The 13,049-nt window shown below is 56.6% G+C and carries 11 protein-coding genes; 8 read left to right on the top strand and 3 right to left on the bottom strand.

The window, feature by feature from the left end; all coding sequences use genetic code 11:
* Positions 1 to 104 precede the first annotated feature (104 nt).
* The 3 genes from CLV58_RS29095 to eutC all read left to right on the top strand — a co-directional run bounded on the left by CLV58_RS29095 (position 105) and on the right by eutC (position 1,902).
* Positions 105 to 347: a DUF7683 domain-containing protein gene (locus CLV58_RS29095; protein WP_425443479.1), complete on the top strand. Its 243-nt coding sequence runs from the start codon at positions 105 to 107 to the stop codon at positions 345 to 347.
* A 164-nt stretch (positions 348 to 511) separates the two neighbouring features.
* On the top strand, positions 512 to 994 hold the full coding sequence (locus tag CLV58_RS01065; RefSeq protein ID WP_146141339.1) for a hypothetical protein: 483 nt from the start codon (positions 512 to 514) through the stop codon (positions 992 to 994).
* A 95-nt stretch (positions 995 to 1,089) separates the two neighbouring features.
* Positions 1,090 to 1,902: an ethanolamine ammonia-lyase subunit EutC gene (gene eutC / locus CLV58_RS01070; protein WP_106135915.1), complete on the top strand. Its 813-nt coding sequence runs from the start codon at positions 1,090 to 1,092 to the stop codon at positions 1,900 to 1,902.
* Here the strand turns inward: eutC and dprA are convergent.
* Complete coding sequence (dprA, locus tag CLV58_RS01075) at positions 1,835 to 2,947, bottom strand: DNA-processing protein DprA (RefSeq protein WP_106135916.1); 1,113 nt, start codon at positions 2,945 to 2,947, stop codon at positions 1,835 to 1,837. The two genes, eutC and dprA, sit on opposite strands and share 68 nt — an antisense overlap.
* A 297-nt stretch (positions 2,948 to 3,244) precedes the next feature.
* Here dprA and CLV58_RS01080 point away from each other — a divergent pair, with 297 nt between their 5' ends.
* Positions 3,245 to 4,732 carry a PhoX family protein gene (locus tag CLV58_RS01080; RefSeq protein ID WP_106135917.1) on the top strand — a complete coding sequence of 496 codons (1,488 nt, stop codon included), beginning with the start codon at positions 3,245 to 3,247 and terminating at the stop codon, positions 4,730 to 4,732.
* A gap of 91 nt (positions 4,733 to 4,823) precedes the next feature.
* Entirely contained in the window at positions 4,824 to 6,629 is a 1,806-nt protein-coding gene (locus CLV58_RS01085) for a cytochrome-c peroxidase (RefSeq protein WP_106135918.1), read from the top strand.
* 559 nt (positions 6,630 to 7,188) lie between these two features.
* Here CLV58_RS01085 and CLV58_RS01090 read toward each other — a convergent pair.
* Positions 7,189 to 7,554 carry a MerR family transcriptional regulator gene (locus CLV58_RS01090; protein WP_106135919.1) on the bottom strand — a complete coding sequence of 122 codons (366 nt, stop codon included), beginning with the start codon at positions 7,552 to 7,554 and terminating at the stop codon, positions 7,189 to 7,191.
* Positions 7,555 to 7,716: 162 nt separating this feature from the next.
* Between CLV58_RS01090 and alaS the strand changes: the two genes are divergently transcribed.
* On the top strand, positions 7,717 to 10,518 hold the full coding sequence (alaS, locus tag CLV58_RS28725; RefSeq protein ID WP_245882164.1) for an alanine--tRNA ligase: 2,802 nt from the start codon (positions 7,717 to 7,719) through the stop codon (positions 10,516 to 10,518).
* Between the two features lie 201 nt (positions 10,519 to 10,719).
* Here alaS and CLV58_RS01105 read toward each other — a convergent pair whose 3' ends face one another.
* Positions 10,720 to 11,925: a multidrug effflux MFS transporter gene (locus tag CLV58_RS01105; protein WP_106136111.1), complete on the bottom strand. Its 1,206-nt coding sequence runs from the start codon at positions 11,923 to 11,925 to the stop codon at positions 10,720 to 10,722.
* 205 nt (positions 11,926 to 12,130) lie between these two features.
* Here CLV58_RS01105 and CLV58_RS01110 point away from each other — a divergent pair, with 205 nt between their 5' ends.
* Positions 12,131 to 12,580: a MarR family winged helix-turn-helix transcriptional regulator gene (locus CLV58_RS01110; RefSeq protein WP_106135920.1), complete on the top strand. Its 450-nt coding sequence runs from the start codon at positions 12,131 to 12,133 to the stop codon at positions 12,578 to 12,580.
* A 31-nt stretch (positions 12,581 to 12,611) separates the two neighbouring features.
* The gene (locus CLV58_RS01115; protein ID WP_106135921.1) at positions 12,612 to 13,049 is read left to right on the top strand and encodes an organic hydroperoxide resistance protein; all 438 of its coding nucleotides are present in this window, start codon (positions 12,612 to 12,614) and stop codon (positions 13,047 to 13,049) included.

The following is a 13,049-nucleotide window of genomic DNA, read 5'->3' on the forward strand; positions in this document are numbered from 1 at the left end:
GACAACCGGCAACAGTATGCTGTAGTTGGAAACGCCGGTATCAAACCGTTTTTTCTAACTTACTACTGGATATGGTTAACGTAAAGTTTAATTGAACAACAGTAGTGAGAGTACAAAGACAGATTAGTTGGTTTAGCATCTCCAGTGAAGAACTCGTAGGAGAAAGCAGTATAGATCATGTACCTCTGGATGATTTGAAGAAGCTTTTTGATCCTCCTGCTGACGATCCATTAATGTACAATCCCTACGAAATTAATATATATCAAGCCAAGGAGCTTCGGCGATGGGTAAGGTTAATCTTTGACTTTGATTCGTTCACTTACTACGCTGAATGCTTCCAAGCCTAACATAACGTATGCTACTGAATATACCGGCGAGCCGGTATATTCAGTAGCTGCTGGTGAGGTAGCGGGGCACGTTATCTGCTGATGGGTTGACGGACGGGCCACCGTATATGGACATGCTGGTTTGGAGTGTAAAAAAACGAACGGATAAGCACGTATTGATACTAATGAATGGTAAACGATTACTACTGCTGGCACTCTATCTCACTGTCGGGCTGTCTGGTTATGCTCAACAAACTCATGGTGCTGACTCTCTTGCCCGGTATGCCATTGGTAAGCCGGTTGTCGAGTACGATACGGTACAGGCAGTGCGTCAGCTCTTTGCAGCCAAACGCGACGTTGCCGGGTACACGGCCAACATAGGTATGCTGACCACCGGTGTGGGTGGTGTTTTTCTGCTGTCTACCCTGGCGTTTGCCAATCTTGTTGGTGGTCTTGTCGGATTGAAACCCGATCCCGGCAGAGTCGCTGTCCTTGGTTTAAAATTGACATCCCCCGGTTTATTGATTACTTCGCTTGGCGTCGCCAAGCGAATTCGCTATAACCGAAAGCGGGAAGAAGCCATCTTACTGGCGTATGAACAGGGACAACCCTTACCACCGTTCGTTCGGCGTTCGTTGACCAGGAGATACGACCGGCTGAATAGATAAGATGAATGCGTAGCACCAGAACTGCCGAGTGGTGCGATAGCAGATGCGCTGTTCGGCCAATAGGTACGCTACCGAGTCATCGATAAAATGAACGCATGAACAATGTAAACGAGCAGCCCGACAGCCTTGATCCCTGGGCATTTTTACGAACCCATACGGCCGCCCGTATCGCGCAGGGACGCGCCGGTAATAGTCTGCCGACCCGTGCGCTGCTCGATTTTCAGCTCGACCACGCCCGCGCCCGCGATGCTGTCCACGCCACCCTCGACACGAATGCGCTGCTGGCAGCGCTTACCCAGCACAAGCTGGATGTTCTTCGCCTGCAAAGCCGCGCCACTGACCGACCGACTTATCTGAAGCGTCCCGACCTGGGGCGGCAGCTGAGCGCCGAATCATATGCACAGCTACACGAGCGCGATCAGGAGGCTACGCTGGTGATTGTCGTTACCGATGGCCTGTCGGCGACGGCGGTGCAGAATCACGCTCTGTCGGTGGTCGGCGGGTTGGCGGCTGGAGCAAAACGCCGGGGTTGGTCGCTGGCTCCTGTGTGTGTGGTCGAGCAGGGGCGCGTTGCGATTGGGGATGCCATCGGTAACGCGTTTGGGGCAGCTCTGCTGGTGGTGCTGATTGGCGAACGGCCGGGCCTTTCCTCGCCCGACAGTCTGGGGGCTTACCTGACCTACCAGCCCCGCCCCGGCCTGACCGATGCGTCGCGTAACTGTGTATCGAACATCCGGCCGGAGGGCTTACCTGCCGGGGTTGCGGTTGACAAGCTGCTTTGGCTGCTCGATGAAATGCACACGCGTCGGCTGTCGGGCGTGGGGCTGAAAGACGAAATGCCTACGCATACACCGCTGCATACGTCTTCCCCGGACGTGTCCGCACAAATCCCCGAAACTCCAGATTGAGCAGCAACGCAGCCAGCCGGTTCATCGGAATCTGAGTCTGCCAGCTCAACTCATCGACGTGCAGTTCCGTGTGTTGACGGAGAAGCGCCAGTACCTGACTTTCTTCGGTGGTCAGGTCGAGGGGAAGCGAGGGCGGGGTGCGGGGTGTTGGCGTCGCCGATTGGGGCAGGTCCCAGCTTAACGCGTCAATCAGGTCGGCGGGGCTGGTGTAGATCTGCGCTTTGTGTTCCCGAATCAGCTTGTTACAGCCCGCCGAAAACGTCTGACTGAGTTGCCCCGGTACGGCAAATACCTCGCGGTGGTAATTGTTGGCATACTCCGCCGTGATAAGTGCCCCTCCTTTCGCGGCTGCTTCGACTACCACCACCGCGTCGCTGATACCGGCGATGATACGGTTACGGGCTGGAAACAGATGCGGGTTTGGCTTCGTCCCTGGTGGACTCTCGGTAAGCAAGCCGCCCTGCGCCAGCATCTCCTGCGCCGATTTCTGATGTACGTTCGGATAGATGATATCCAGACCACTGGCCATTACGCCTATCGTCGGCAGGCCATGCGTCAGGCTGGCGCGATGGGCGGCAATGTCGATCCCGTAGGCCAATCCACTGATGATCGTAACACCGTGCGGTACCAGTGCTTCGACCAGTTCGGCCGTGATCCGCCGGCCGTAGTCCGTTGCCTGCCGCGTCCCGACGAGACCGATGGTCCGGCTCGTGTTGAGCGAGCCGTTGCCCCGCCAGTACAGCAGGGCGGGCGCATCGTACAAGCCTTTCAGCCGGGTGGGATAATCGGCATCGGTGTAAAAGAGGGCGGTGGCCTGTAGCGCGTCGAGTCGCTTCAGGATGGCTTCGGCTTCGTGTTGCACGTTGGCCCGGAGCAGCGCCCGGACGGTTACTTCGCCGATACCGGGAATCCGAAGCAGGCGGGCCGGGGGCGTGGTAAATACGTTGGCGGGCGAGCCGCAATAGCTGACGAGCTGCCGAAGCAGGATGCTGCCGACGCCCGGAACAAGGGTCAGCGCAATGGAAGATTGACGGTCGGTGGGCACAGAAGCAATGTTAATACGCCCAAACTACGAAGTTTTTCAGAATTGACAGGATTACAGGATTGTCAGGATTTAATGGTACGTGGATGACACAGATGACGCTGACAAGCGCAGATTTTTCCGTTTCGAATCCAGATTAGCGGTAACCCGCCACAATTTGCGTCATCCGCGTGCTATCAAAATCCTGCCAATCCTGTAATCCTGTCTAAAAAGAATAGCAGTTCGGTAATGGTTCGGTTACATTGGGGTAATCTGCGGATGGTTACTTTGCAAAATCGTTTTAACCTCATTTTAACGAATATGCGCCGTTCTGCCGCTCTATCATCTACCTTACTGCTTTCCCTGTTTGCCCTGGCGGCCTGTAACACGACCGAGAATCCGGACGTACCTACGTCGGAGGTTGTGCTCAAATCATACTCGACCAACCCGGCCCTGGTCAAGTCGCTGAGCGGATTCAGTGACCTACAGGTGATGCCGCTGATTAGCTCCGACGATAAGCTGGAGCAATCGCCGAACTTCGTCTACGGTGGTCAGCCCGACGGAGCCGGCCTGATGAAAAACCCGAATGGCGAAGGCTATATTTTCATCACCAACCACGAATACCTGCGCTCGGCGTCGCGGGTAATGCTCGACAAAACCTTCAAACCAGTGAAGGGCGAATACGTCGTCAACTACGACGGCGGTACGTGGCGGCTTTGCTCGGCTACCCTGGCGACGCCCGAAACCCACGGCTTCGGGCCGCTGTTCCTGACGGCGGGCGAAAGCGGCTCGGAATCGATGGTACATGCGATTAATCCGGCGGGCGCGGCCGACCCTACAAATAAAAACCGGGTGTTGCCTGCCCTGGGTAAAGCGTCGATGGAAAACGCCGTGCCGCTGCCGAAAGATGCGTATACGGGTAAAACGGTGGTAATCATCGGCGAAGATGACAGCAACGGCCAATTGCTGGCGTACGTATCGAATACGGTCGGTGATTTGCAGGGCGGAAAATTGTATTTTCTGCGGGCCAAAAATCAGGACCCCGTCGAAACCAGCATGGAAGTGGGCAAGACATACGACGTAGAGTTCGTGGAAGTCGACAACGCCAGCGCATCAACCGGATCGCAGATTGCGGCCCAGTCGGTGGAGAAAAAAGCCATTCAGTTTGCCCGTGTCGAGGACGTCGACTACCGCAAAGGCGGTGGCGCGAACAGCCGTGAGGTGTACTTCACTGCTACGGGTGTCAGCCAGAGCGACAAAAAAACACCGGTAACCGGGAAGACCATGTGGGGCCGGGTATACCGCCTGGTGATGGATGCCAGCAACCCGCTGGTGGGCAAGCTGACGCCCGTGATCGACGGTAATGTCAACCCCGGCAACAGCATCGTCAACCCCGACAACCTGTGCGTGACCAACAACTACGTTTATATCCAGGAAGACGGCGATTCGTTCTACCTCGACAACAAGCACGACGGCCGTATCTGGCAGTTCAACATCGCTACCGGTGAGAATAAGCCGATGCTGGAAATGAACCATCAGCGCGACAATTCGACCTTCAACAGCAAGTACAACACGACCAATACGCAGTTGCTCAGCTCCTGGGAGTACGGGGCCATGCTGGACGTATCAGACATCGTTGGTAAGCCAAATACCTTCCTGATAAACCTGCACCCGCACACCTGGCGTGATATGAAATACAGCAACCCGGACGGAAGCAGTATCACCAAAGCTGTCAGCATAACAGATGGCAACACCGGCTCGTTTGCTGAAGGTGGTCAAACCGTAATCGTGACGGGAATCCCCCGCTAAATTCTTGACCTGAAAGGTCTGAATTTTCATAAACAGTACACTACCCCTTCCTGTCAGACCGGCGGAAGGGGTATTTTTCATTTCGTCTTCCATGGTTTTTGTTCGAAACCGGTTTCTGACCCGTGTACTTGTTGGCTTGAGCGTACTGGTGGCTATGCTGGGTGGTTCGGCCTGCCAGCATACGGCAACTGAAAAGCCTGCTATGCGCGTGAAAGCGCAGTTTACGGCTGATCTTCAGCAGTTCGAAAAAGAGACGGCGCAACTGCTCCAGCTGGCGGAGCGCACGGCATCGACCGATTCGCTGCAACGGGCGTTTGTGGCTAGCCGTCGGGCGTACAAGCGGCTGGAACCTCTGGCCGAATATTACTTTCCGGCGACGACGCGACTGGTCAACGGGCCACCGGTGCCGGAAGTAGAGGTCGAGGAAACCAAACTCTTTCAGCCGGAAGGCTTGCAGGTCATCGAGCCGTTGCTGTACCCCGACTTCGATACGACCCGTCGGACCGAACTGGTGCAGGAGATTGGAAAACTGCGGCAGGAAACCAGTCGGTACAAAACGTTGTGGGAAGTGGCCCAGCCGATGGACGAGCAGCTTTTCGACGCCCTGCGGCTGGAAATCTTTCGGATTATCGCCTTGGGCATCAGCGGATTCGACACGCCCGGTTGTCAGACAGCCATGCCCGAAGCCGCCGTGGCGCTGGCATCGGTACGGACATATGCGTCGTTCTACGGCGACGAGCAGCCTACGGCAGCGACGCTGCAACAGGATCTGCGCGCAGCCGAAGCGTATCTGAATCAGCACCCCGACTTTGACACCTTCGACCGGGCGACGTTCATCACGCACTACGCCAATCCACTATCGGCAAAATTGCTGGCCTACCAGCAGGCGTTAAGCATTGCGCCCCTGACCGACCGACGACCGCTGCGGGCCAACGCACCGACCTTGTTCGCCCCCAACGTGTTCGATGCGGACGCCTATGCCGCCACCGTCGACGACCGGATGAACCCCGCAAAGGTAGCCCTGGGTAAGCAGCTCTTTGCCGACCCGATCCTGTCGTCCAACAATCAGCGGGCGTGCATAAGCTGCCACCAGCCCGACAAGGCATTCACCGACGGACTGGTCCGCAACAAAACGCTGACGGGGCAGGGGGTAATTGGTCGTAACACGCCGACGCTGCTCAACGCGGCCCTACAGGCGGGGCAGTTCTACGACACCCGGTCGGCATCGCTGGAGAATCAGTCATTTGATGTGATTCACAATGCCAACGAGATGCGCGGCTCACTGCTCGACGTCGTGCGCAAGCTGGAACAGCGGCCGGCTTACATTGCGCAGTTCAAACAAGCCTTCCCCCGCATGAACGGGCACATCGAACCGGCCCACGTACAGAACGCACTGGCTAGTTACGAACGCACGCTGCTCTCCTTCGACTCCCGCTTCGACCAGTACATGCGTGGGCGCAGGCAGGCGCTCTCCGACCAGGAAGTGCAGGGGCTGAACCTGTTTATGGGTAAGGCGCGCTGCGGAACCTGCCACTTTATGCCGCTTTTCAACGGAACCGTGCCGCCGACTTTTACCGATACCGAGTCGGAAGTGCTGGGTGTGCCGGAAACCCGCGCCGGCCGGAAACTCGACCCGGACCTGGGCCGCTACGCCCACACCAAACTCGACCCGCTACAGTATTCCTTCAAGACGCCCACCCTGCGCAACGTCGCCCGGACGGCACCCTATATGCACAACGGGGTGTACCAGACGCTCGAACAGGTTGTCGACTTTTACAATCGCGGGGGCGGGCAGGGGCTGGGCTTTACCCTGCCCAACCAGACGCTCTCGCCCGACAGTCTGCACCTGAACCAGTCGGAGCAGGCCGCACTCGTCTCGTTTATGAAGGCGTTGTAAGTAAGAGTGACGAAATTCCGGGTCTCCTGTGGTGTCAGGTCGGGCTGTTTAGTACTGGTTAGCTATACCCCCCAGCCCCCTGAAGGGCAGGGCTGTTAAGTTCTTGATTTAATGCTGGTATTGGCCAAATTTCCTTCGGCTAAACCACCCCCCAGCCCCCTAAAGGGGGAGCATTCTGCGGATGAACGGCTCCCCCTTTAGGGGGCTGGGGGGTGGGGCTACCCAGAACTTAACGGCCCTGCCCTGAAGGGGGAGTGTTTCGCAAATGAACTGCTCCCCCTTTAGGGCTAATCTTGTAGGGGTTTCACGTCCTGTACTTAACTGGCTTTATGGACAGGCTTTTTTACCCCTAAATCCCCTGAAGGGGACTTTACTCGCACTTAGAAAAAGTCCGGCAGCGGCCGACCGCCCTTCAGGGGATTTAGGGGTAAAAAAGCTCCTTTGCGAAGTGCTCGGTTTTGAAGGCTCAAAACCCCTACAAGGTTAGCCCTTTAGGGGGCTGGGGGGTATTTCAGCCACAGCTTAACACCCCTGCGGTACCACGGCTTTTTCTGCTAATCTACTCCTCTGCATCGTCGACGGGTTTGTTGGGGTCGGGTGGGTCAAGGCTGCTGCGCATCTGTTCCAGAAACGACTTGATCTCGCGGAGCTTTCCCAGAAAACGCGCGTTTTCGTACCGTTGCTGATCGCGTTTTTTCAGTTCTTCCCGCGCCCCCGCCAGGGTAAACCCCTTGTCTTTGGTCAGCGTCAGTATCTCGCGCAATAAGGTAATGTCGGCGGGGGTGTACACCCGATCGCCGGACTTGTTTTTTTTGGGTTGTAACGACGGAAATTCCTTTTCGTAGAAGCGGAGTGTCGGCGGGGTGACGCTGAGTATATCCGCTACTTCCCGGATACCGTAGTACATCTTCTCCGGCTGTTCCATGCTTGGGTTAGGTAACTACCCGAAAAAACCGCAAGATTCTCCGTAAATTTGCGACTCATTCTGTTTGTTTATTAAACGGTACCTGGTGCCGCTGTAGAACGGCCCGCCATCGGGCCCTTTTCGTCCCGGCTGGACGGCCTCCGGCTGACCCTATTCATACGTATGACTTCTTCCGAAATCCGTCGGCATTTTCTCGACTTCTTCCAGTCTAAACAGCACCTTATCGTTGCGTCGGCTCCGCTGGTAGCCAAGAACGACCCTACGCTCATGTTCAATAACTCGGGCATGGCGCAGTTTAAAGACTTCTTTCTGGGCAACGGAACGCCCCCGGCCAAACGCGTCGCCGATACGCAGAAATGCCTGCGCGTGTCGGGTAAGCACAACGACCTGGAGGATGTCGGCTTCGACACCTACCACCATACCATGTTCGAGATGCTGGGCAACTGGTCGTTTGGCGATTACTTCAAGAAAGAAGCCATTCACTGGGCGTGGGAACTGCTGACGGAGGTCTACCAGCTTCCGAAAGACCGGCTGTATGTGTCGGTGTTTCAGGGCGATGACAAAGACAACGTTCCCTTCGACCAGGAAGCCTTCGATCTGTGGGAGCCTATCGTCGGGAAAGACCGCATCATCTATGGTAACAAGAAGGACAACTTCTGGGAGATGGGCGATACGGGGCCGTGCGGTCCCTGCTCGGAAATCCACGTCGACCTGCGATCAGCGGAAGAAGTAGCCCAGCAGCCCGGCAAGGAACTGGTCAACGCCGACCATCCGCAGGTGGTGGAAATCTGGAACCTCGTGTTCATGCAGTTCAACCGCAAGGCCGATGGATCGCTGGAGCCCCTGCCGGCCCGTCACGTCGACACGGGCATGGGCTTCGAGCGGCTGTGTATGGCCATTCAGGGTAAAAAGTCGAACTACGACACCGACGTGTTCTCGGGAACGATCAACGTGATCGAAGAGCTGTCGGGCAAACCCTACGGTGGCACGATGGACAAGAGCGATGTGGCCATGCGCGTAATCGCCGATCACATCCGGGCCGTATCGTTCGCCATTGCCGACGGGCTGGTACCGAGCAACAGCAAGGCGGGGTACGTCATCCGCCGGATTCTGCGCCGGGCTATCCGCTACGGGTATTCGTATCTGAACCTGACCGAGCCATTCATGACCAAGCTGGTGCCGACCCTGGCGCTACAGTTTGCCGAGGTATTCCCCGAATTGAATGCCCAGCGCGACTTCGTGGCAACGGTGATTCGGGAAGAAGAGATTGCCTTCCTGCGCACGCTCGGTACGGGTCTGGGCCGGCTGGATCAGATCGTAACGGATACGAAAGCCGCCGGTAACGCGTCGATCGCGGGTGAGACGGTGTTTGAATTGAACGATACCTTCGGCTTCCCCGCCGACCTGACGGCCCTGATTGCCCGTGAAAAAGGACTGGGTATCGATGAAGACGGGTTTCAGAAAGCCCTGCAGGAGCAGAAAACCCGTTCCCGCAAAGACGCAGCTTCATCGGCCGGCGACTGGATTGAACTGGCGGATGCTACAGCCGGTTCGCGGTTTGTTGGTTACGATCAGACTGAGTCAGAAACCCGGATTGTTAAGTACCGGAAAGTACAGAACAAACAAGGTGTTCAATATCAGGTTGTACTGGCAGAAACGCCATTCTACGCCGAGTCGGGTGGTCAGATTGGTGATACGGGTACGCTGACGCTGCTGGATGCCGGAAAGCCAGTGGGTCGCCTGCTTGTTGTCGATACGAAAAAAGAAAATGACCTGACCATTCATGTCATCGACCCAACTCAGGCAGTGGGCTACACATCCACGGTGATGGCAAACGAACCGGGTAAGGCATGGGGAGTGTTTCCGCCTAAATCAATTATTACTACTCTCAGCAACGGCGACAAGGTGGTTAGCTGGCCGTCAGGCGATGGTCTTGAAGCCGATCAACTGGAGGATCTATTCAAACAGTCGGACGCTGTACGTGCCAAAATCGACACGATTCGGCGGGCGCAGATTGCGGCCAACCACTCGGCGACGCACCTGCTGCATTCGGCCCTGCGGGACGTGCTGGGTACGCACGTTGCGCAGAAAGGGTCGTACGTTGGCCCCGACGCCCTGCGCTTCGACTTCTCCCACTTCTCGAAAGTAACCGACGAGCAACTGGCGGAGGTAGAGCGAATCGTGAACGAAAAAATTCGCGAAGATATTCCGCTCGATGAGCAGCGCAACGTGCCGATCGCGCAGGCGAAAGAGATGGGTGCAACAGCCTTGTTCGGCGAGAAATACGGCGACTTCGTCCGGGTCATCACGTTTGATCCCAGCTATTCGGTTGAACTCTGTGGCGGTACGCACGTCAACCGGACGGGGCATATTGGCCTGTTCAAATTCACCGGCGAAGGATCGGTGTCGACGGGCGTTCGTCGGATCGAAGCCAAAACCGCGCTGGGGGCCGAAACGCTGGTCAACGAGCAGATGGCGATTGTATCGGAGCTGAAGGAAGTCCTGAAAGCACCGAAGGATGTCGTGAAAGCCGTGCAGGATTTGCTGACCGAACGCAGCGCCTTGCAGAAGCAGATCGAAGCCCTACAGAACGAGAAAGTTCAGCAGATCAAGAATGGCCTGCTCGACAAGGTCACGCAGTCGAACGGTCATGCCGTGCTGGTTGAACGCGTCGACGTACCGTCGGCGGATGCGCTCAAGCAACTGGCCTACGATTTGAAAGCGAAAGTCGACAACCTCGCGCTGGTGCTGGGTGCCGACATCAACGGTAAACCTCAACTGGCCGTTATGCTGCCCGACTCACTGATTCAGGACCGCAAACTGAACGCCGGTCAGGTCGTGAAAGAGCTGGCCAAAAATATCAAAGGTGGCGGTGGCGGACAGCCCTTCTTCGCTACCGCCGGTGGTTCCGATTCTTCGGGTCTGGATGCCGCACTGGCGCAGGGGAAAGAATTACTGGCGTAGAGACGCGACCCTTCGCGTCTCAGCATGCGTCAGCAAAACCTCCGGTGACGCCCATCCGGCGGTGAGACGTGAAGGATCACGTCTCTACATATGCGTCAGCCAATTATCTGATGATTGTAGTGATCGCTACAAAGCGGTAAACAGTTAGCGTCCCGATTTGCGTTGGCAGGTCGGGACGCTAACTGTTTTTAGCCCATACACTTACGCGTGTTGGTGGCTATACCGGCGTATGCTGGATTGCCCCAGTAATAGAATTGCCAATCCGGCCACGACGCAGGCCAGCATCGTACCAACCATAGGCAGTGCCGTGTTGTTGTGCAGTGCGCTGACGGTACCCGACGCAACAGCCCCAAACGCCATCCGGAAACTGCCCATGAGCGCGGCTGCGCTACCGGCATGGCGTTCGAACGGAGCCATTGACAGGGCCGATGCGTTCGGGGCGATCAGACCCTGACCACAGAGAAAGAGGAAGAGCATGGCGATCAGGCCGACCGCACCGAACCAGCCCGCCCAGACGCCGAGGACGAGTAAGCTACCCATAATCGTCTGGTAGACAACGGCTGCGTACACAAGTTGGGCGCTGGTGAACCGCTTCAACAGCAGGTGGTTCAGCTGGTTAGGCGCAATGATAGCAATCGCCAGAAAGGAAAAAATCCAGCCGTACTGTTGCGCACTGACGTGGTAAATGTTCATCAGCACGTCGGGCGACCCGGCAATATAAGCGAAGGGAGCCGAAGTGGCGATGCCGCCCGCCAGGGCGTAGGTCAGAAACTGCGGCTGACGCAATACCGTCAGAAAGCTACCCATGACCGCCTGCGGCCGGAGCGACAACGACGCGTCGGCGGGGCGACCGTTGGGCAGGAAATAGTGAATGGCCAGGAGCATTAGCACGGTGATGCCCGCCAGAATAAGAAAGATAGCGTGCCAGCCGAAAGCCACTGTCGCGTAGCCGCCAAGGGTCGGCGCAATCATGGGCGACACGGCAATGACCAGCGTCAGCAGCGAGAAAACCGACGCGATCTTACCGACCGGAAACAGGTCACGCACAAGGGCCTGCGCTGCTACCAGCCCGACGCACCCGCCCAGTGCCTGTAATAGCCGCATACCGATCAGTAGTTCAATAGAACCAGCCGTCGCACAGCCGAATGTGGCCAGCAGATACACCAGCAAACCTGCGTACAGTGGTTTCTTCCGGCCAAACCGGTCGATGAGTGGCCCGTACAGCAACTGCCCGGCCGCGATACCGATAAAATAAGACGTAAGTGATAGCTGTACCTGCGCAATAGAGACGTGCAGGTCGCGGGCAATGGCCGGAAACGCCGGCAGATACATGTCAATGGAAAATGGTCCGATCGTGGAGAGTGCGCCCAGAATCAGGATCACGACGAAATGCTGTCGACGCGTCATACGAAACATACTGTGGTTGATAAACCTACAGTTCTGCTGGGATGATTGTTCCCGGTAGACGGGCCATTTGCTGGGTACGGAGCTGATTCCCAGATGAGGTCAACTTTTCCGGCTGATAACACCATCGTAAGTAAGGGTCTGAAAAAAATGATCGTGTAAAATTAAATTTGATACAATGTAAATTTGCGTTTACCTTTGCCAGCCAATGAAACACGAAACGCCGTTCGAAATCGATCCCCGGCTGCGGCTTGACGAACAAACCTGCTTCCCGATCTACGCACTGTCGCGGCAGATTACGAAAGTGTATCAGCCGTTGCTGAATCGCCTGAACCTGACGTACCCGCAGTATCTGGTTATGCTGCTGGTGTGGGAACACGGTGAGATTGCGGTTAAGGAACTGGGTCGGCGACTGCATCTGGATACGGGGACATTGACACCGTTGCTGAAACTACTCGAAAGCCGACAGCTCATCAGCCGTCGGCGCGATCCCCGCGACGAGCGATCGGTACGGATTGGGCTGTTGCCGGCCGGACAGATGCTGCACGAACAGGCACGCCACATTCCCGACGAACTGGGGAAACGCCTGTCGCTCACCCGCGCTGACGTGACAACACTCCGCGACGAACTGAACCGGCTGCTGACGCTGCTAGCCTGATAATTAATTACTTGCTTATTTTTTTGTTACCATGAACACAACCATAATGCACACGGGCCAGGCCAAATCGGTTGGCGGTCGCGACGGTCAGGTGACCTCGAATGACAATATTCTCAATCTTGAACTTACCCTGCCCAAGTCGCTGGGTGGTCGCGCCCGTGAAGGCGCGACGAACCCCGAGCAACTCTTTGCGGCTGGCTATGCTGCCTGCTTCGGTGGCGCGGTGGGATTCCACCTCCGGGCCGATAAATTGACGGCTGACGAAATCGCGGTCGACGCAACGGTGGATATGTTCCTCAACGACGAAAAACTACCGACGCTGGCCGTTACGATGCGGGTCAACCTGCCCGGTCTGACGCAGGAACAGGCGGAGACAATCGTTGCCAAAGCGCATGAAACCTGCCCATACTCGCGGGCAACCCGGGGTAACATCGATGTGGCCATTACGGTCACGACGAATCCGGCTTAA

Source organism: Spirosoma oryzae (assembly GCF_003002825.1).
GTDB lineage: Bacteria > Bacteroidota > Bacteroidia > Cytophagales > Spirosomataceae > Spirosoma > Spirosoma oryzae.